Annotated in this window: 17 protein-coding genes; all 17 read left to right on the forward strand. The window is 55.4% G+C overall.

Going from position 1 to position 21,510, the window contains the following annotated elements; all coding sequences use genetic code 11:
- The first annotated feature begins 2 nt into the window (after window positions 1-2).
- The 17 genes from nadE (at window position 3) to PLH32_04470 (ending at window position 21,411) form a co-directional block, all read left to right on the forward strand.
- Window positions 3-968: an NAD(+) synthase gene (gene nadE, locus PLH32_04390; protein HQJ63831.1), complete on the forward strand. Its 966-nt coding sequence runs from the start codon at window positions 3-5 to the stop codon at window positions 966-968.
- 83 nt (window positions 969-1,051) lie between these two features.
- Window positions 1,052-1,333, forward strand: coding sequence for an acyl carrier protein (locus PLH32_04395; protein HQJ63832.1), 282 nt, complete (start codon window positions 1,052-1,054; stop codon window positions 1,331-1,333).
- Window positions 1,334-1,383: 50 nt separating this feature from the next.
- The gene (locus PLH32_04400) at window positions 1,384-2,565 is read left to right on the forward strand and encodes a GNAT family N-acetyltransferase (GenBank protein ID HQJ63833.1); all 1,182 of its coding nucleotides are present in this window, start codon (window positions 1,384-1,386) and stop codon (window positions 2,563-2,565) included.
- Window positions 2,556-3,644, forward strand: a complete 1,089-nt coding sequence (locus PLH32_04405; protein ID HQJ63834.1) for a polysaccharide deacetylase family protein — start codon at window positions 2,556-2,558, stop codon at window positions 3,642-3,644. Before PLH32_04400 ends, PLH32_04405 begins: the two co-directional genes overlap by 10 nt.
- Window positions 3,645-4,811: a glycosyltransferase gene (locus PLH32_04410; GenBank protein ID HQJ63835.1), complete on the forward strand. Its 1,167-nt coding sequence runs from the start codon at window positions 3,645-3,647 to the stop codon at window positions 4,809-4,811.
- Between the two features lie 90 nt (window positions 4,812-4,901).
- Window positions 4,902-5,618, forward strand: coding sequence for a GDSL-type esterase/lipase family protein (locus PLH32_04415; protein HQJ63836.1), 717 nt, complete (start codon window positions 4,902-4,904; stop codon window positions 5,616-5,618).
- Window positions 5,619-6,296: an acyltransferase gene (locus PLH32_04420; protein HQJ63837.1), complete on the forward strand. Its 678-nt coding sequence runs from the start codon at window positions 5,619-5,621 to the stop codon at window positions 6,294-6,296.
- Between the two features lie 39 nt (window positions 6,297-6,335).
- Window positions 6,336-7,841: an oligosaccharide flippase family protein gene (locus PLH32_04425; protein HQJ63838.1), complete on the forward strand. Its 1,506-nt coding sequence runs from the start codon at window positions 6,336-6,338 to the stop codon at window positions 7,839-7,841.
- A gap of 37 nt (window positions 7,842-7,878) precedes the next feature.
- A complete protein-coding gene (locus tag PLH32_04430) occupies window positions 7,879-9,273 on the forward strand; it encodes an O-antigen ligase family protein (GenBank protein HQJ63839.1) in 1,395 nt (464 codons plus the stop codon).
- Window positions 9,274-9,288: 15 nt separating this feature from the next.
- Entirely contained in the window at window positions 9,289-10,323 is a 1,035-nt protein-coding gene (locus tag PLH32_04435) for a glycosyltransferase family 2 protein (protein HQJ63840.1), read from the forward strand.
- 55 nt (window positions 10,324-10,378) lie between these two features.
- The gene (locus PLH32_04440; GenBank protein ID HQJ63841.1) at window positions 10,379-11,515 is read left to right on the forward strand and encodes a glycosyltransferase family 4 protein; all 1,137 of its coding nucleotides are present in this window, start codon (window positions 10,379-10,381) and stop codon (window positions 11,513-11,515) included.
- A complete protein-coding gene (locus PLH32_04445; GenBank protein ID HQJ63842.1) occupies window positions 11,515-12,339 on the forward strand; it encodes a polysaccharide deacetylase family protein in 825 nt (274 codons plus the stop codon). The genes PLH32_04440 and PLH32_04445 overlap by 1 nt, the downstream gene beginning before the upstream one ends.
- Before the next feature lie 243 nt (window positions 12,340-12,582).
- Window positions 12,583-14,949, forward strand: a complete 2,367-nt coding sequence (locus PLH32_04450) for a hypothetical protein (protein ID HQJ63843.1) — start codon at window positions 12,583-12,585, stop codon at window positions 14,947-14,949.
- Window positions 14,950-14,986: 37 nt separating this feature from the next.
- Complete coding sequence (locus PLH32_04455) at window positions 14,987-16,513, forward strand: right-handed parallel beta-helix repeat-containing protein (GenBank protein HQJ63844.1); 1,527 nt, start codon at window positions 14,987-14,989, stop codon at window positions 16,511-16,513.
- 77 nt (window positions 16,514-16,590) lie between these two features.
- Window positions 16,591-17,988 (forward strand): FlgD immunoglobulin-like domain containing protein, encoded by a 1,398-nt coding sequence (locus tag PLH32_04460; protein HQJ63845.1) that lies wholly within the window; start codon window positions 16,591-16,593, stop codon window positions 17,986-17,988.
- A gap of 36 nt (window positions 17,989-18,024) precedes the next feature.
- The gene (locus PLH32_04465) at window positions 18,025-19,239 is read left to right on the forward strand and encodes a glycosyltransferase family 4 protein (protein HQJ63846.1); all 1,215 of its coding nucleotides are present in this window, start codon (window positions 18,025-18,027) and stop codon (window positions 19,237-19,239) included.
- Window positions 19,240-19,275: 36 nt separating this feature from the next.
- Entirely contained in the window at window positions 19,276-21,411 is a 2,136-nt protein-coding gene (locus PLH32_04470; protein ID HQJ63847.1) for an aminotransferase class I/II-fold pyridoxal phosphate-dependent enzyme, read from the forward strand.
- Window positions 21,412-21,510: the final 99 nt, after the last annotated feature.

Below are 21,510 nucleotides of genomic sequence, written 5' to 3' on the forward strand. Positions count from 1 at the left end.
CTATGAAACAGGTATGGAGTGAAGAGGCCGGTCCGGACGCATGGATCACTCCTTTATGCGATTGGATCCGCAGCAGCGTCTACTCTACGCTGAAAAAGCGTGGCGGCGTACTGGGTTTGAGCGGTGGGATTGATTCTGCCGTTGTGGCTGCCCTGAGCGTTCGCGCTCTGGGATCCGAGCGGGTTGTCGCGTTGGCCTTACCCGAGAAGGACTCCACTCCGGTCAGTCTGGAACTGGCCCGAGCCCTGGCGGAAAAACTGGGCATCGAGTTCCTGGTCGAGGAGATTACGGCGGGTTTGGAGGGGATGGGGGCCTACCTGCGCCGGGATGAAGCCGTACAACGGATTTTTCCCGAATACCGGCCGGGCATGCCTTTTAAAATCACCCTGCAGTCCACGCCGCTTTCCAACGACCGACTTCATGTCTTTGCCATCACCCTGGTGGATGATCACGGCCGGGAGCAGCAAAAAAGACTGGGTCCAACCGAGTACGCCCAGATCGTAGCGGCTTCGAATATGAAGCAGCGATTGCGCATGACCATGCTGTACTATCACGCCGAATTACGCAACTATGCCGTTCTGGGCACCGGCAATAAAAACGAGCACATGCTTGGATTTTTTGTGAAGAATGGCGACGGCAGCGCAGATCTCATGCCCATCCTACATCTCTTGAAAACCCAAATCTATCAGCTGGCGGAGTACCTGGAGATCCCGCAGGCCATCATCCAGCGCAAACCCACCACGGACACCTACCCCGCCGAGGTCACGCAGGAGGAGTTCTTTTTCCGTATCCCCTTCGGGATTATGGACAAGATCTGGCTGGAGAGTGAACGAGGCGCCGGGTCCGCGGAACTGGCGAGCGCGCTGAATCTGGAAGAGAGCCAGGTCCAACGGGTAATTGAGGATATCGCGCAGAAACAACGCGCTACCACCGTTTTGCGTATGCCACCCCTGGAGTATGGCCGCTGAGCTGCAGCCGGCCATTTGACACTCGTGTCTTGCATCAACCGGCTAGTCCGGGGTACTGATGCCACACCTAAAAAGGAGTATCTATGGACATCCGAGATCAAGTGTATCAGTATGTGGTCGAAACCTTCCTGTTTGGTGACGGCAGTAGGATCAAAGACGACGATTCCCTCACCGGAAGCGGACTCATCGACTCGACCGGGGTCATTGAACTGGTTTCCTACCTCGAAAGAACTTTTAATCTGCGCATCGAGGACGACGAGATCATTCCGGATAACTTCGACTCGGTGGCGCGAATCAGCAATTTTATCAGCGCCAAGCAGGCAGGCGAAGCGGTAGCGCGGATGAAAGTGGCCTTTGCAGAATGACCGCCGGGGGGAAACCGCTAAAAGAATAAATGCCCATTTCCGGGAGTGCCATGGTCTCCTTGATCCCAGAGAAACAATTTGCTCAGATGACCGAGATTTGGAATGAATTACTGCAATCCAGCTCGGCTGACTCCTTCTTCCTTCGCCATGAGTGGATGTATAGCTGGTGGCAAAGCTTCGGGGATGACGGCGAATTGTTTCTCTTTTCTGTGACGGATGCCGAAGGGAATCTGGTCGCTATTGCGCCGCTTTGTATCATTCTACGGCGGACTCCATTGCAAAAGAGACGGATTTTGAGCTTCATTGGCAGCGGCCCGACTTGCCCCGATTATCTGGGTTTTATCATCCGCAAGGGGCATACCCTGCCGGCGCTCGCAGAGATCATTTCCTATATCATGCGCAACCGGGATCGGTGGGATGAAATCGCCTGGGAAAGTCTCTCCATTGAGAATCCGGACAACGAGATACTGTTCGCCGAGTGCAGACACTCCGGCTTGCTGATCCATAGCGTCGAGGCTCAGGCCTATGCTATCCGGCTGCCGGAAAGCTTTGACGACTATTTTGCGAGCCTTAGCAAGAGCCGCCGCTCCAAGCTGCGACGGGAGCGCAAGGCCCTGGAAGGCAGCTATCAGGCGGAATTTCAAGAGGTGTTCTCGACCGAGCAGGCGTTGCAGGCATTGGACAGACTTTATGAACTCCACAAATATCGCGCCGGAGCAATGAACCGGCAGGATGGCTTTGCCGATCCCCGGATCCGCGAATTCCACCGTTCCTTCGTGGCCGCCCATTTTGCGCAGGGGCTGGTGCGCATATACACGCTCTCGCTTTCCGGCACGGCGCAGGCCATCCTGTATGTATTTGTGCACAACCGGCATGTTTACGGCTATCAATCCGGCATTAATTCGGATTTTTATCACATTTCGCTGGGCAGTGCCGTGATTTTATTCGCTATAGAAAAGGCCATCCTTTCCGATTGGCTTTATTTTGATTTTCTCCGCGGTGAGGAGCAATACAAGCTCAGATTTTCCAACATCAGGCGCCCTATTCTTCATCTGCATCTTTACCGAGACACCTTTTCAGGTCGCATGCGGTATGGGTATGTCGCCATGCGACATCGGCTGGGCCAAATTCTGGAAAAGCGGAAGAAAAAACTGAACTCTGGTCGCCAGCTTGGTGAAGAGCATAAGAATCGAGCTCACGACGTAGAAATGCGTGCAGCAGAATGCGCCTGAAAAAAACAGTCAAACTCTTGCTTGCCCAGGTATTCTATTACTCTGGCATAGCCGGTTTTATCCGCAGGCATAGGCCATGCAAGGGTGTAAAGATCCTGGCTTACCACCGTGTCAATCGTCCACGGATGGATCCCCTGGGCATGGCCATCTCACCACGGGACTTTGCGATCCATATGAGCTATCTGGCGGCTAGCTATAAAGTGATTTCGATGTCCCAGGCTGTAGAATCGCTCGGACAGGATCTTGCTAATACCGTGGTGGTGTCTTTTGATGATGGGTATGCGGATAACTATTTTAACGCCTTCCCGGTGCTGAAACGAAACGCCTTGCCGGCGATTGTCTTTCTGACCGCAGGGCCGATCGACGAACGCGGGCACTTGTGGTATGACCAGGTCGTCCAGGCCTTGATCACGTGCCAAAGCAGCAGCCTGGACCTTTCTGCTTTTGGCCTGGGAAGGTGGACCGTTGCGACCCAACAGCAGAAACTCCGTGCTGCCCGGTTCCTTGTGCACTATGCCAAGAAAAATCTGGATCAATCGCAGCTCCGGATGCTGCTGCAGCTATTGGAGGAGCAAGGCAATGGAGGCAAAGGCATCGCCAGCGAAATGATGACCTGGGACCAAATCAACGAAATGAAGAATAGCGGAATAGAGTTCGGCGCGCATACCCTGACGCATGTTATTCTTTCAGGCGTGGAGCAGGAGGTTCAGGTTGAAGAGATCCAAAAGTCCAGGGAGATCATTGAACGTCACACGGGCAAGCCGGTTGTGTTTTTCGCCTATCCCAACGGAGAAGCGGACGATTTTACCTCAGAAACCATCGACCTACTCAAGTCGGCTGGTTTCCAGGCGGCATGTACCCTGATTCCTGGCTGGAATACGGGGGGCGATCCTTTCGTACTGAAACGGATCGGTGTGGATGAGGACTTTACGGGCTATGGCTCGTTCGGCACGAAAGCGATTTTTGCCTGCGAGCTGGCCGGCCTTTTTGATTTTTTCCTGCTGAGACGCCGATCTCCCGAACGAGAGCACGGAAATGAGCATATTCCAGCGGGTAGAAACAGCGAAAAGGCCGGTTAGATGAAGCGAATAACCGTGTTATTTATCATCGATGTCCTTTTTGGGGAAGGAGGGACGGAGGTTCATTTATTCAATCTGGTGACCGGACTGGATCCAAAACGTTTCCGCCCCATCATAGTCCCTTTGTTTCCTGAAGAGAGTCCTATGATCGACAGGATGCGTGCAGAGGGCCTACTCGTCTTTCCCCTGCCAGTGCATCGTCTGCACTCTTTTGCCACTTTGGGGAAACTCCGGCAACTTGTAGCGCTGATCAAGACACACAAGGTGGATATTGTCCAGACCTATCATTTCATGTCCGATGTGCTGGGCAGTCTGGCGGCCAAGCTGGCTGGCGTGCCCTGGGCCCTTTCGAGCCGGCGTGACAAGGGATTCAATGAGCGCGGGGTCCACCGGCTTGTGCGGCGTTTGATTACGCCACTGGTCGACCTGGATATCTGTGTCTCGGAGGATCTACGCAGGCAGCTGCTGGCCGTAGAGAAGAGAGGGGAGGCCCGGGTCATCACCCTCTATAACGGCACCACAGCTGCACCCCGACTTTCAGCCGCGGCGCGCCAGGCCAAGCTCGCCGAGCTGGGCCTAGATGGCACCCGACCAGTTGTTGGCAGCGTGATGAACTTCAGACCGATCAAGGGGGCGCAATATCTGGTGGAGGCGGCCGTCCAGGTTTTACGCCAATTTCCGGAGGTGCAGTTTGTGATCGTGGGAGGACTTGCCGTTCGGTTGGAGGCGGTTTCGGCTTATCAAAATAAAATTATTGAGATTATAAAGCGTCATCATATGAATGGTTCACTCAAGTTTGTCGGCAACCGTGAAGATGCGCGCGAAATCATGGAGCTTTTTGACGTCTTTGTCCTCCCCTCCCTTAGTGAGGGGTTCTCCAACGCATTAATCGAGGCGATGCGGGCAGGCAAGGGAATCATTGCCACGGCCGTCGGCGGCAATCCCGAGGCCATCGATCATGGAGTGAATGGCGTGCTGGTGCCACCGGGTGATGAAAACGCGATCGCCCGATCCCTTCTGGAGTTATTGGCACATCCTGGAACCGCGAAGCACCTCGGCGAGTGTGCCCGGGCGAAGGCTGAACGCTGTTTTACAGTGGAGCGGATGGTGCGGGATTTTGCCAGCCTGTATGAGCGCCTTTACCAAGGGGATCTGAGTACCCAATGAATCAGGGCGCAGCCGGATACCTTGGCGGCTGCTATTAAGGAGGCAGGAGCGGAGTGAGCCTGCCGGCACATCTTTCATGGAGGATCAGTGATGTCGAAAAGTGTACTCTTGCTTCTGATTATCTCGCTGTTGGGGAACCTCTTCGGGTTGCTGGTGCTCTTTAAAGCCTATGACTATCGTAAAAAGATGATTTTGGCCTGGGCGCAGTCTGATGAATGGGCTTCCAATCTCCAGGCTCGGCTCACGTCATCGAATGACAAGGCTGAAGCCGTGGATCTTGTCCTTCTGGGCGCTTCGATCACAGCCCATTGGGATGCAGCTCGTCAGATCCCCGGCCGCAAGATCGTCAATAAAGGGATCGACGGTCATTATGCCAGCCAGTTGTTGCTGCGGTTTCAGCATGATGTCGTGGATCTGCATCCGAGAGCCGTGGCCATCAAACTGTGCGAGATGAATTTTGCCCATGAGGTGCCGATTTCCATCAGCCAGGATAATATCAAGATGCTGGCATCGCTGGCGCAGGCCAATTCGATCCGGCCGCTTATTGCCACAACCATCCCGGTTACTGCGGCTTATGATGCCAAGCATAACCGGAAAATCAATCGGCAGATCCGGGAATTTAACCAATGGCTTAAAGACTATGTGAGCAAGAATAAATATGACCTGCTTGATCTCGCCGGCGCTCTGGATGACGGGGCAGGCAACCTGCGCGCTGAATGTTCCGATGATGGTGTGCACCCCAACAGCGCCGGCTATGCTATTATGACCCAAGTGCTCAGCCAAAAACTGGCTGCGGAGGAGATTTAAATGTATAAAAACTACTGGAATCTGCTCAAGGAGAAATACCGGCATCTTTTATACCTCAAGGAAATAGGCAAATATGACCGCTTTACAAAAGCCGAATTCTTCCGTAAACAGGGTGCGCAGATCGGGGAAGGGTGTGCCATCATCGTGGATACCCTTGGCCAGGAACCCTATCTCATAAAAATCGGCAATCGGGTCACCATTGCCAACTTTGTGCAATTTGTCAACCATCATGGCGAGACCTGGGTTTGCCGCGAAGAAGATCCCAATGTGCAGATGTTCGGCCCCATCATCATTGATGATAATTGTGTCATTGGCCAGAGCGTCATTCTGCTGCCCAATATTCACATCGGCGCCAATTGTATTATCGGCGCTGGCTCGGTCGTCGTCAACGACATCCCGCCCAACAGTATCGCTATGGGGGTGCCGGCGCGCGTTTTAGGCAGTACAGATAAGTTAAAAGCAAAAGCGATTGAAACCTGGAAATGGCAGCAGCCACCGGATATGGAGATTGAACCTGGAGCAAACTGGTACACCTCACGCCATTTTCACGAAAACCGTGAACGCCTGCGCCGCCATCTGGTGCATCTTTACTGGGAAGGCGGCCTCGAGCAGATGGCAAACCAGCCGCAGGCTGCAAAGCCTACAACTCAACCGACCCCCGAAACCGACCAGCGATAGTATTTATTGTCGTTTCAACCTTGACGGAAGCAGGTCCTCGTGGATGTCCACATCAAAAAGTTTTTGCGTCATTCCTCCAATTATGCCATCGGCGAACTGATTGCATTCACCGCGAGTTTTGTCTCTTTCCCCGTGCTGACACGCGCCCTGACGCAGAGCGATTACGGTGTCATGAGTGTATTTTCCGTCACACTCTGGATTTTTCTGGCCTTCTCCCGGGCAGGATTGGCTGAATCCACTGTGCGGTTCTACAGCGATTATAACCAGGACGCTGTCCCATCACGCCAATCGATCTACTATTCGACCTTCTTCTTCGGGACGGTAGCGTTTGCCTTCTTCACAGCCGCCCTTGTCGTCATCTTCGGCAAGCCGATTTTTAACTTGATTTTCGGTCATGAACTTCCCGGCTTCCCGTGGATCTTGGCGGGTTTGATCCTGACCGGGACTTTCAACGCACGGATGCTCAATTTTTACCGGGCTTCGCAGCGGACGGTGCAATACAATGCTGCGATGGTCTCCAGCCGGTTCCTCAGTCTTGCCCTCAGCCTCGCGGCTTTGTTCCTGATTTCCCAGCAACTGAGGGTCTACTATCTGGGCATTCTGACGGCGGAAGCCCTGGTGGCTCTCGTACTGTGTGGGCTGGTTGTGAAACAAACCCCTCTCTCCCTGCGGCATTTCTCCTGGCCTTTTTTTAAAGCCTGCCTGAGTTTCGGCTTTCCTCTGATCGGTTTCGAACTGGGCTATCTGCTGCTTAAATCGGCGGATCGCTATATCCTCCAGTTCATGCTGGGATCCGAAGCCGTCGCTGTTTTTTCTGTCGCGTCCAATATGGGGCATTATGCCAAGGATCTTATCCTCTTTCCGCTGATGTACGCGTTAACTCCCATCTATATCGAGATCTGGCACAGCCACGGGAGAGAGACGACGAGCAAATTCGTATCTTCGGTGGCCGATCTGAGCATGCTGGTCCTGGTTCCTATCTTTATCATTACCGCCTGCCTCGGAGGGGAAGTGACCGTCGTCCTCGCCTCTGAAAAGTATGCATCCGCCGGCCGTATGCTGGGATGGATGGTTGCCGGCACCCTGCTTTGGGCTCTGCTCCCTATTTATGCAGCCGGTTTGTATGTTGAAAAAAGGACCAAACTGATCAGTTTCACGGTGATGGCATGCGTAGTGGCGGATGTTGTTCTGAATCTGATCCTGATCCATTTTTTCGGGATCATGGGCTCCTGCTATGCGGCGTTCATCAGCTGCGCCCTGCTCGCGGGCTATCTGGCCTATAGATCCTCCTCATATCTCAAGGTGCGCGTTAACGTCAAAATCATCGCCGTGTCAGTGACCGCGGGGTTGATCATGTATGGCATGTCGCTGCTTTTGCCCCAATCGACCAGCTTTTTAGGCGTCCTCCTGAAAATGACGGTGCTATGCATCGTTTATGGCAGCATGGTGCTGTTGTTGCACCGGGATGTCCGGAATTTAACGATCTCAGCCTGGGCTCATATCAAGACCTTTCTGGGCAAGCCTTCGGTGCTGACGCGTGAGTAAGTGCGCGGCCGGCCGCGTTGGAATCAAGGGAGTCTCTATGTTCGAGTTCGGTTTGGGTTTGACAAGCCTTTTTACACCTCTTCTCTACGTGGCGGGATTGGCGGCGATCGTGCTCACCGTCACCTATCGCATCGAAATAGGCGTGTACTTCCTGGCCTTTTTTTTCCCTCTGCAGAATATCCTGGATTACGTCAATATCTACCCGATGGGCGAAAATATCAACGACTTTTTGCTCGTCGCGATGCTGATCAAATGGATCATCAGCAAGCGGGAACCCGGCCAACCCTTTCTGATCAGTACTTCGATCTATCTGCCCATCGTCCTGTTGGTGATCTGGACGTTTATGGAATTGTTCCGGGGCTCAGCCTACCTCGGGTTCGGCTCGCCGGCGAGCATGGGCAATCCCCTGCTGATGGCCTGGAAGAACTACTGGATGCCGGCCTTTTTCTTTCTCATTATTGTCAACAATCTCCGTAGCCTGCAGCAAATCAAGATACTTTTTCTCGTGACCATGCTCGCCATGCTGATGCTGGACCGCAATTTTTACACGGTGCTCAGCCAGAACGAAATCGAGCATTACAGCGATGATCTCAAAGATAAGCTCGTCGGCGGTGGTATGGCCCTGGGCGGAAATACTCTGGCGGTCTTTCTGGCACAGAATTCCATCATATTTGTAGCGCTATTTTTCTATGAGACCAACAAGTTACGCAAGTCGCTCTTCCTGTTTACCGCCGGCCTCAGCTATTACTGCATCCTGTTCCTCTTCTCGCGTGGTGGGTATCTGGCGGCTGTCGTCAGTATCTTTTTCCTGGGAATGATCAAGGAGCGGAAGCTGCTGTTACTGCTCGGCTTGCTGATCATTTTTTATCATACCCTGCTGCCCCAGCCAGTGATTGAACGTATTGCTATGACCAAAACTGAGACCGGCTTTGATGCATCAGCCCAGGAACGCCTCGGCATGTGGGAACAAGCCCAACAGATGATCAGCGAAAGCCCGATCGTGGGCTGGGGTTTTTCGATATCGCCTTTCATCGAGGTCAAGGCCGGCTGGCAATTCGGTAACCGGCATTGGGGAAGCTTCCACAATAACTTTATTCAGACGACGGTTGAGTTGGGCTTCATCGGATTGGCTCTGCTGCTCTGGATCTATTTCGGTGCGATGAGGCTGGGCTGGAAGCTCTACAAGATGGCTGATGATCCTCTTTACAAAGGATTTGGCCTCGGCTACTGTGCCAGCGTTATGGGTATGCTTGCGGGAAATATTAACGGCAGTTACTGGCACTTTTATACCGTGGCCTCTTATTTCTGGATCTATCTGGCGATTATCATCCGCCTGTCGATCGCCGTCAAAGAGGCCCGGGTGGAGGCGCCTCGCCTGATCCGCAATGAGGAAAAGCCGGCGATACCCGAGCGTCTGCCTGAACTGGTTTAAACGCGGAAGAACACCGTGCACCCCTTTATCTCGATCATCATGCCCATCCGCAATGAGGAGGCCTACATTGCCAACGCCCTGGCTTCCATCCAGGCACAGGACTATCCGGCTGACCGATATGAGGTTCTGGTCATCGATGGCATGTCCGATGACCGCACCCGGATGATTGTCAAGTCCCAGATGGAGTCCATGCCCAATCTGCGCCTGTTCGATAATCCGGACCAGATCGTTCCGCATGCGCTCAACATCGGCATTGCGCAAAGCCGCGGGGAGATCATTATCCGCGTCGATGGTCATGTGGCGCTGGAAAAGAACTACCTCTCTCTTTGTATCGCCTACCTGGAACGGGTGCGCGAGGCGGACTGCGTCGGGGGTATCATCATTTCGATGAACAGCAGCTTTATCGGCGAGGCCATCGCCCTGGCCATGTCTTCCACTTTTGGGGTGGGCAACGCTTATTTCCGGACCCGGCAGGAGGGTGATCAGGAGGATTTTGTGGACAGTGTCGCCTTTGGAGCCTATCGCCGGCAGCTTTTCACCCGGATCGGCTTGTTTGATGAAGAGCTGGTGCGCTGCCAAGATGACGAGTTCAACTATCGGCTGCGCAAGAGTGGTGGCCGCATTTTTCTGACACCCTTGATCCGCTCCTACTATTTTTCGCGCACAAGTCTGCGGGCGCTCTGGCGGCAATATTTTCAATACGGCCTGTGGAAGGTGCGGGTACTGCAGAAACATCCGACCATGATGATGCCGCGGCAGTTTGTCCCACTGGCGTTCGTCACAGGATTGTTCGGCTCCTTCGTGCTGGCGCCCTTCTGGAGACCTGCGGTATTTCTCGCCATGGCGATCCTGGTTGCTTATCTGGCGATGTCGCTCTATTTTTCAATCCGGATCTGCGTAAAAAAGGGATTTCGGTATCTCCGGGTGCTGCCCATCATCTTTTTTATTCTGCATGCAAGTTATGGCCTTGGTTTTCTTCTGGGCTTGATCCGGTTTTTGGGTCGGCCGGCCGGTCGTCAATTCCCGGCGTTGCAGCAGCGAGGCACCTGACTTTTCAGGGAGGGCTTTCGCCGGTATCCGGGGAAAAAGCATGGAGCATTCTCGCTTGAAAATATTGCAGCTGCGCAGCCACGCCGGCTTTTATGGCGTGGAAAAGGTGGTGATCGAACTGGCTGCAGGCTTGAGCGCGCGCGGCCATGACATCACCATCGGGATTATCCAGGGGATGCAGCTTGATGATCAGGATTTCCAGACGATGGCGGCGAAAAAGGGATTGGCCTACGTGGTATTTCCGAGCGCCAGACCGTTCGATAGGCAAACGATCATCAGGATACGGAATTTTATCGAGGCCGAGCGGCCGCAGGTGATTCATTCGCACGGCTACAAGGCGGATGTTTTTGCCTGGGTCGCTAATCGCGCTTTTGGTCTCCCCCTGATCAGCACCTGCCATCCCTGGCTGGATACGGAGAGAGACTATCGCGCTGCGTTTTATGCCCTCGTCGATAAAGTGACGCTGCTGCGTTTTGACCGGATTGTCGCTGTATCGGAAGAGGTCCGGCAGCGATGCCGAGTTGGGCTGTTCCGGAAATCCTCCATTCCGGTCATCGCCAATGGCGTGGCGGTGGAACCTCCAGCGCCGGCCGGATGGCGGGCGGAGCTGCGGTTGCAGCTGGGCATCCCCTCGACCTCCCTGATCGTCGGGTGTGTGGCACGGCTGACTCCCGAAAAGGGCCACTGCCATCTGCTGCGCGCCTTTGCTTCTCTTAAAGGTAAAAGCAGCAGGCCGATGGCCTTGCTGCTCCTGGGTGATGGCGAGGAGAGCAAGGACTTGAAGGATCTCTGCCGGCAGCTTGAGATCGCGGATCAGGTTTTCTTTCTCGGTCATCGCGAGGATGTCCCGGCCCTGCTGGCGGAAATGGACCTCTTTGTGCTGCCGTCGCTCAGCGAAGGCCTCCCCATGGCGCTGCTTGAAGCGATGGCTGCAGGAGTGCCCGTGGTGGCAACGGCTGTTGGCGGCGTGCCCGAGGCCCTGGACCAGGGCCGGGCGGGTCTGCTGGTCCCGGCCGCTGATCCCGGCGCTTTGGCGACCGCCATGGCCCGGCTTGCCGAGAACGCTGACGAACGGCATGCCCTCGCCCGGAGCGGCCGGCATCGCATCGCTGCGGCCTATTCGCGTGAGATTATGACCGAAAAGTATGAGAAAGAATATCGCGATCTCGTACTCAGAAAAGGGGGATCGTGATGCACCTCAGAATTCCCGTTTTGATGTACCATGAGATCGTGCCCGATGATCAGCCGCGTGATGGACGCGGACGCACCCATCCCGATTATCTCCTTCCAGCGCAGGCTTTTCTGGAGCAAATGCAGTACTTGGCGGAGCAGGGTTTTAGCGCGCTCTCAGCAGTGGATTTGGTCCGCGCCGTGACGCAGAGGCGGATGGACGGTTTACCAGAACGGTCGGTCGTGATCACTTTTGATGATGGCTTCGTCGGAAATCATCATCAGGCTCTGCCTCTGCTCAGAAAATTCGGGATGCAGGCTACCTTTTTTGTGACCGTAGCACAGATCGGGGCACCCGCGATGATGAGCTGGGATCAGCTCGAGGCGCTGAGAGCGGCCGGCATGGGAGTCTGTTCGCATCTGTGGCACCATGTCATCATGGCCGAGCTCAGTCGGGAGGAGGCTTTTGCCGAATTATTCCAGTCCAGAAACCTGTTGCGGGACCGCCTGGGTCAGCCGGTCACCCTGCTCTCGCTTCCCAACGGCAGTTATCGCCGGGACTATCCTGAATTGGCGCGGGAAGCGGGCTATCTTGGCGGTTTTTGCTCGCGTCTGGGCTATGTCTCCGCCGCTTCTAACCCCTTTTTGCTCGAACGGGTGCCCGTTCTGCGATCCACCAGCCGGGCGAGATTTGCCAGAATGGCGGCCGGAGACCGGAGCGTATTAACCGGAGCTCAGATCAGGCGTCAAGCTCACACTCTGGTGAGCGCACTGGTGGGCGAATCGGCGGTTAACCGCTGGTACCATCGGTTGAACCGGATCGGCGCACCTGATGAGAAGAACTGATCACAGTGGCACACTCATTGCAAGTCCTTTCGTACGTCCGGTGATTCAGGCTCTTCGCCTGGACCGGGATTGCATTTTTGAATCGGGCGAATCCTTTTTTGAAAGGCCATAATGAGCTGCGGTCATTCAACTAACCAGACGGCTAGCGGCCGAACCAGGCCTCTGTTCCGATGCGTTGTTCTGATCACTGCCGTCGTCTGGTCTCTGCCGGCCGGCGGCTGGGCGGCCCTTGCAGATTCTCTGGTGCTCTCCATTCGACCGGATCATCCGCGTATCTGGATGCGGGGCGAGGACGAGTGGTATCGCAACGAAGTGGGTACTTTTGCCTGGCGGGTCCTGCATGGCGCGGAGCAGCCCTGGCCCTGGTCCAGCAGCCCGGCGAACGACCAGGCCAAGGAGGAGTTCAGCTATTCAGCCGGCGCGGACCAGGATGACGATTATGGCGCGGATAACATGTTCAACCGCTATGATCACGATTTTGCGATGCGCGTCCTCGAGCCGATCATCGCCGGAAAAGCCAAGAAGTGGAACTGGCAAAACGTCTATCAGGGCAACTGGACCCTGAACCATACTGCGGACGAGTACTTCGCGGATGCCCGGGCCAAATTGCTCTTCATTCTTGACTGGTCGCCAGAGTATGAATATCCCTATGTGATGGCTCTGTTCGCCACCACGGCCTATGACTGGCTCTTTAATGAGACCTTCTCCAATGGTCAGCCGGTCCTGAGCGAACAAGACAAACAGTGGATCCGGGACCGTTTGACCGTGCATGCCGATTTTTTAAAGCAGCTCGCCGATGGGTCAGGAAGCCCTTTTAATGCAGCCGATGTGGACAACTATTATTATGCCATGATGGGCCTTGTGCTCTATGAACCCGCCAGGGTCTCCGATCCAGGCTATCAAGCCATCAACGCCAGGGCCCTGGAGTATCTGACCTCCTTTTCAGAGGATTTTATCGGCAAGGTCCTGCCCTTTTGGGAAAGCCAGGGGGCGGATGGCGGCTGGCCCGGCGGCTTCAACCAGATGCAGATGTCGTTCTGGACGGGCGGATCCTACGAGAGCACTGATAACACCGTCTTTCTGACGATGGCCCCGGTTCTTTTTGCAGCCTGGACCGCAACCAGTACGCCATTGGAGAAGAGCCTTTTCAGCATCGGTCCCCTGAATTATATGCCCGAATTCCAACTGCATATGATTTTGCCTTCGGTCTTGGATGGAGAGGCCGAGAGTGCCTACTATGATATCAATGGCGGGCTGGATCCATATAGCCGCGCCCCATGGGTCATGCCGATGCGCGCCTACAGCCGGCGCCGCTTCTCCAGCGACAAGGAACAGCTCCGTCTGGCTGAGTTGGGCGCCTGGGTCCGGGCCCATTTTTCCCTCTCCAAAACGACGGCTGGTTCCTGGGACATGACCGATCAGCTCCTCTTCGAGGATAAATGGGTCAATCCAAGAGATCCGGTGGAGATCGGCTTCCCGCTCAACCGGCTTTTTAAAAGTCTTGGATGGGTTTTCATGCGCACGGGATTTTCCAGTCCGGAGGATTTGGCCGCGTTATTCATTGCTCAACGATACCACTGGAGCGCGCTTGATCCCTACGCCCAGAACGCCCTGATGATCTGGTACAAGGGCGCCCTGCTCAAGGGATATACTTCGCCGCTTCTCATCGACAATGCAAAGCAGAGAACGATTTCCCGTTTTCCTTCCATCGCCGCCGGTGCTGCAAGTTACGCGCCCGGCTCCACCTGGGATGTCGGACCGGGGATTACGCGCTACGAGGACAAACCGGACTATCTCTATATCGTCGCAGATGCGAGCCGTGCCTATCCCCGTGACAAGCTGACCTCCTGGACCCGGCGGATTGTCTTCCTCAAACCGGACCGGTTCATCGTCATCGACAAGGTCAAGACAGCAGCAGCCGGAATCCGCAGAACCTGGACGCTGGTGCCGGCCGCCGCGTTTGAGCATATCGCCGCCGGGCTGCTCAGACTGCAGAACAGTGGTGGCGGCGCGCTGTGGATGAAACGGCTCAGCCCGACGGACTATTTTACCGAGGGCATTACGACGCAGAGCTATTCTCTGACAGACACGGCAGCCGGAGCAGAGAGCCTCTTCATACACCTTTTTCAAATCACCCCCTCCGCCGTAACAGCAAACGCTCCACAACTGTTGGTCGATGAGGCCAAACTGAAAACGTCAGGAGACACCATCGCCGTGTCCATGCCCGATTGCGGAGCCACTCTCTTCCCGGACGACCATCTGGAACTTCAGCGGCGCGATACGTCGGTGAACTCCGGGGATCGGGATGCGGACGCCTCCTCCGGGCCACTGCAGTTCGAACTGCTGCAAAATTACCCCAATCCTTTCAATCCCTCTACGACCATTGGCCTCAGGTTGAGCGCGTCCGCCAACCTGCTCATCGAGATCTATAATCTTGCAGGCACCTTGCAGTTCACTCTCTTTTCCGGCAGCCTGAACCCTGGACTTCATCTCTATTGCTGGGAGGGAAAAGATGAAACGGGTCATGATTCTCCTTCAGGTATCTATTTTTGCCGGGCGTTTTCAAATGAACAGCAAGTATGCAACCGCAAGATGCTCTTGCTGCATTAGCCGGGCCGGAGGTGGTGTCTTGACCAAAGGAATGTCTATGAAGCGAATAGTTGGGGGCCTAACCATTCTTTTGGCGGTCCTGTTGCCTCCGGCGCAGGCCGCACACAAGGTGGTTGCGGCGAACGGCAATGATGCCCAATCGGGGAGTGCGGGCGCGCCATGGGCAACCCTTCTGGGTGCAGTCTCCCGGGTGAATCCTGGGGATACAATTTTCGTCCGTGGGGGGATCTATCCCGAAGGGGAGATCTGGATTCGTGCGGACTATGGCATGGGCGGGCACGCTGGCAAGTATGTGACAATCTGCGCCTGGCCGGGTGAAACACCGGTTTTTAACAACAGTGAGCGCGGCCTCATCATCGATGCGTCTTATGTCCGTGTGCAGGGGTTACGTTTTGAAAACGGCAAACCGATGTACAACACCAATTGGTCCGGGCGGTCGAATCACGTGGAGATCATCGGTAATACCTTCACGGGAACGGCCGGGTACGCCGCAATCCAGCTCACTGGCGATGACAACCTCATCGCCAAAAACCTTATTCGCTTGAACGGAAACAATCTGGGTACTCAGGGACATGGGATCTATGTTCAGGAGGGATCCGGCAACATCATTCGCGAAAACACGATCTCCGGGATGGATGGATATGGTATTCACGTCTATGAGGAGCACCGTTCGGAAGATCCGGCTGGCTATCGCCGCCTCATCAAGAATATCATCGTTGAAAAAAATGTAATTTTTGCTTCGCGCGCGCGTTCGGGAATCATCGTCGCTGCCGGCGCCGACGGCGGTCCGGCCGACATCCACGACATCCTCATCCGCTGGAATACTGTCTTCAATAATGCGGGCAGCGGCATTGTCGTTCAGGGCTGGAGCCCGATAGCCGGCATCCAGATCTGCAATAATACCCTGTTTGGCAACAAGACCGGAGATATCTGGATAATCGGGAATGTCGACAGTGTCCAGATCATCAACAATGTGCTTTGCCATTCCGGGCGTCTGACCCATATCGGTGCACGTGAGAATGTCCGCCACCTGACGGTGCGGAGGAATCTGTATTATCCGGTGCCGAAGGTGATCGAGAATACTTCGGACACCGAAGCTGTGGAGGGCGATCCCGGCTTCGTCAATCCCGGTCAGAACGATTTTTCGCTGCGCCCCGGCAGCCCGGCCATCGATGCAGGTCTGGACCTCGGCTGGCCTTATGCCGGGAGCGCACCCGATCTGGGTGCCCTTGAGGGGAATATCGCGGCTTCGGTGCACCACCACTCCACCCCTTCACCGCAGCGGGGGGGAGTGATGCTGGAAAACGGCATGCCCAATCCATTCAAACAGGAGACCCGTCTGCGTTACCGCCTGAACAGCAATGCAAATGTGCAGATGGAAATCTATGATCTATCCGGCCGGATCGTTGCCACCCTGGTGAGTGAAGAGCAACCGAAGGGCTTTTATACCCAAAGCTGGGATGGACGTGATTCGGCCGGCAAACTCTTGCCCTCGGGCATCTATTTCTGCCGTCTGCGGACGCCTGCAGAACAGATCGTACAAAAGCTTATCATTACCCATTGAATCGGGGCCGAAAGGGGAATCTCCGGTCAAGGCCACTGTTGCTGTTGTTTATTCGCTTGTTGCAGAAAGGAGGCGTTATGCGCCACTTTTATTCCGGTAATAACGGGTGGCCGATTGCCCTGACCATGATGGTTGCACTCCTGGGCATTGCGCTGCCGCTCTATCCGACGCCCTATGACATCACCGTCGACCACACCAGCATCAGCCGCTTCTGGTCGATCCCTGCGAGCAAGATCCAGGCAATAACAAACAATATCCGTATCTATTTTGGCCATACCTCGCATGGCGCGCAGATCACGATTGGATTGCAGCGGCTCAACCAAAGTCTCGGCGCACCGTACAAGGTCGCGATCGACTGGTCCTTGCCCACAACGACCAACACCCTGTGCATCCGAGAAAACACTACCTGGAATCCCCAGGATTTTTTCCCGACGGTTCCTGAAGCGCTGGCAGCCAATCCCGAGATCAATGTGGTCATGTACATGTGGTGCGGGCAGCCGGAGACGGCAGACTGGCAAGGTCTGTTGCAGTATTATACCGATCAAATGGAAGCCCTGGAAAAGCAGTACCGCAATGTCGTCTTCATTTATGCGACCGGCAATGCCCAGCAGAATGACTGTTCGGGTGACTGCCGCAACCAGTTCAATATCGCCCTGCGGAATTACTGCAGCGCCAAGGGCAAACCACTTTTCGACTTCGGCGATATGGATGCCTGGTACAATGGGGAGATGGCGACCTATGTTGTCCCCAACTGGTGCCCAAGCGCTGGTCAAAGCATTCCGATCCAGCATTCACAGTACTATAATCCCGACGGCCCCGGCCATACCACCTATGAAAACTGCGAAAACAAGGGGATGGCCTTCTGGTACCTGCTGGCCCAACTGATCGACATCTATACGCCCGTCAAACTCTCGGCCTTTCATGCGGCTGTTCAGGGTAAAATTGTACAGTTGAGCTGGAAAACGGAGATGGAATGGGATAACCTGGGTTTTTCAGTGGAGAGAAGCGAGGATGGCCTAACCTGGTCTGAAATCGAGTTCATCCATACCGTCGGCTCCTCCACCAGCGGATATGAGTACCATTATAGCGACAGGAATGTTCAAAGTGGAAGATCGTATCAGTATCGCCTCAAGCAGGTCAGCCGCGATGGCCAGGTTGAATATTTTGGCCCGGTCAAGGTCACCGTTCGCCAGCCCGGTACCTTCGGCCTGATGGATACCTATCCCAATCCTTTCAACCAGTCGACCTACATCGGCTATGAACTGCCAATGGACACCAGGGTCAAGCTGGAGGTCGTTAATGCGCGCGGGGCGCTCGTCCGACACCTGGAAGACCAGTGGCAAGGAAAAGGCGTCTATGAAGTCATCTGGGATGGCCGGGATGATGCTGGTACCGCCTTGAGCAGTGGCGTCTTCTTTGCCTTGCTGACCACCGATCAATCCCGCGGGATGCGCAAGATGGTGCTCATCCGCTAATCTGCAATAAAAGGCTGCATCGGACCGGGAGCTGGAATGAACATTCTTTTCCTGTCGCCGGAGATCCCCTATCCGGCGCAAAGCGGACACCACCTGCGCACCCTGAATGTGCTGAAAATGCTCGCCAGGTCGCATCGCATTCATTTTGTCGGGTTCGCCCAGCACCGGGAGGATTATCGCTATATCCCGCAGCTCGGGAGCTTCTGCGAAAGTGTCACCCTCTTCCCGATCGCCCCAAAGGGCTATAATCCCGCTTTTTTTACGATGGCGCTGAAAAACTGCGGCAGCCCTTACCCTCTGGTAGCGCAGCGCTATTGTACAGCGGAAGCGCGGCGGTGGATACAAAAACTCCTCGACCGCCATCCCTTTGATCTGGTGCACATCGACATGCTCGCTCTGGGCCTGTATCACGCGATGTTCCCGAAGATTCCAGTCTTTTTGACCAATCATAATGTGGAATCGCTGCGGCTCTACCGCTGGTCCCGGATCGAGAAAAATGCCCTTTTACGCCTCTACCTTAAAAGTCAGTATCACAAGCTACGGCGGTTCGAGCAGGAGATCTGTCCGGTCATGGACCGCTGTATTGTAGTTTCAGAAACGGACCGCGACCATTTGCAGAGCCTGTGCAGGTCCGATAATTTCACGGTCGTGCCGAATGGCGTGGATACCACCTATTTCCGCCCGATGCCCACTCCGCTGCGCGCGAACCATCTGGTCTGGGTGGGAGGGATGGGCTCTCCCTACAATGCCGATGCCGTGGATTATTTTCTCACCGCGGTTTGGCCCATCATCACGCAGACTAACGGCGCCGTGACCGTCGAATTTATTGGCGAAAGCCCTACCGCCACCTTGCGGCGCCTCGCGATGGAAGATCCCCGGATTCGTATCACCGGCTTGATCGAGGATATTCGTCCCGCCGTTTCTGCTGCGTCGGTTTTCATCGCCCCCATCCGTAGTGGCAGCGGCACCAAGATCAAGGTGCTGAACGCCATGGCGCAGGCCAAAGCGGTCGTGGCGACTCCGGTCGCGGCGGAGGGCATCGCGGGCGCACACGGGGAACATCTCCTGATCGGTGATACCGCCGAGAGCTTCGCCGAGGCGGTGGTCCGGCTCCTCGCTCAACCCGATCTTGCCCGGCGGCTGGGCGCCGCTGCGAGAGACCTCATTGAAGAGAGATACAGCTGGCAGGTGATCGGCCGGACAATGGATCAGCTCTACTCCACCATCGGCACATCTACAAAGGGATTGTAAGGAAGAATTGGAACCGGATAATCAAGAGGCAAGGGCATGATCAGCAAAATTCTTGTGACCGGCGGTGCCGGTTATATCGGCGTCCCTCTCGTTGAGGAGCTGCTGGAACAGGGGTATATCGTCCACGTTCTGGACAAGTTCCTGTACGGCGACGCGGCGCTCAATCACCTGGCGGATAATCCCCGGCTGCGTATTATCGAGGGCGACATCTGCAATGAACAGGATGTGGCGCACGCCGCTGCCGGCGTCGATGCCCTGGTTGCACTTGCCGGCATTGACGGTGAGGCGGCCTGCCAAGTTAATCCGGACGCAGCGCTGCAGATCAATTACTATGCTCAGGAGATGCTCCTCAAAGCATGCCGGAAGCAGGGGGCCCGCCGCGTTCTCTTTTGTTCCTCCTGTGTCTTGCTCGGCCATGGGGAGCTGTACGCTCTCATCAACGAGGAGCCGCTCTTTAATAAGAATTCGCTCTATGCGCACTTGCTGGCGAGTTGTGAACGCCTCTATCTGCGACAGAACGATTTGTGTCCGGTCATTTTGCGCCTCCCCGAACTCTACGGCCTCTCTCCGCGGATGCGGTTCGATCTCGAACTCAACCGGCTTGCAGCCCTGGCCGGCCGCAGCAGGAATCCGGTGCAAACGCCGCTTCTGGACGGCACGCCGATGGTGCATGTGCGCGATGCAGCCCATGCCATTGTCCTGGCCGTGGCGGCGCCTGAAGCGAAGGTGAAGGACCAGATCTTCAATACCGGCAGCGATGGCCTCCTGTTCTCCCGCGCCCGTATGGAGGAGGCGCTCAATCCGGCTGCAGATCCAGCGCCAGACCGGGTGATGCCGGATCAGGCCGGGATCCTGCCCTCCTTTGCGAAAATAAAACGGGTGCTCGATTTCGCAGCCACACGCACCCTGCCGCAGGGGATCCGGGAAATCGCCGATTATTGTCAGGCCCATTCGATCGATATCACGGTGGAACCGTATCATAATGAAAAAGCATGGCAGATCATCAACCGTAAACGCTTTTTGCCCTTTGCCGTGCCCGATGTCGATGAAAATGAAAAGCGGGAGATCCTGCACACGATTGACAGCGGTTGGCTCTCGACGGGCCCAAAGACCAAGGCCTTCGAGAAGGCCCTGGAGGAGTATTTTCAGGTCGATGGGTTGCATTGCATCCCCGTCAGCTCCTGCACCGCCGGATTGCACGTACAATTGCTGGCCTACGATATTGGCCCTGGTGACGAAGTTATCACCACACCGCTGACCTTTTGTGCCACGGTGCATACCATCTTGCAGACCGGCGCCAAACCCGTCCTGGTGGACATCGATCCGGTCAATTATAATCTGGATATCGATGCGATCGAGGAGAAAATAACAGCCCGCACCAAAGCAATTGTCCCGGTCTACTATGCCGGCAATGCCCTGGATTACGACAAGCTCAGCGCATTGGCTGAAAAGCATCATCTGCTGGTGCTCGCCGACGCCGCTCATGCCATGGGAGCAGAATACAAAGGCAAAAAGCTGGGGACGATCGAGGATGCGGCCTCTTTCAGTTTTTATGCCACCAAAAACATGACCACCGGCGAAGGGGGGCTGCTCACGACCCGCAATGAAGCGGCGGCCCGGCGCATGCGTAAAATCCATTACTTTGGCATGGACAAGGATGCCTGGAAACGCTACTCGGATTCCGGCAGCTGGTTTTATGAGATTTCAGAGTTTGGCTTCAAATACAACTTTACTGATATTCAGGCAGCCTTCGGCCTGCACCAGTTGAAAAAAGTGGACCAGTTCAACCGGCTGCGCAACGAGCTTTGCGCACTCTACGATGCGGCGTTTGCAGGGTATGATGAATTGATCATTCCGGCGACGTTTCCGGAAGGATTTTCCACCCGGCATCTCTATCCCCTGCTGATCCGCAGCGAAAAGCTGGCAATCGACCGCAATACCTTCATCAAACGGCTGAGCGAGGCGCGCATCGGCACTTCCGTCCACTTTGTGCCAATCCCCTATCACTCCTATTTTCAAAAGGTACTGGGATGCAAGCCCGGCGATTTTCCCCATACCGATTGGTTCTATGCGCGGGAGATCTCGTTGCCCATGTACACAAAATTAACGACGGAGGATATACGGAGGGTCATCACCGCGGTCGAAGAGATTGTGCAATCCGCTCGGAACTAGGGTAGCGGCTCTGTAACGCCCGGTTGGCTGCCCCACTCCTGCGATTCTTGCGCTGAGGGCTCGACGAGGGTGGTCCCCGCCTCCGGCTTTATCCACCCG

The organism is bacterium, assembly GCA_035419245.1.
GTDB lineage: Bacteria > Zhuqueibacterota > Zhuqueibacteria > Residuimicrobiales > Residuimicrobiaceae > JAKPUX01.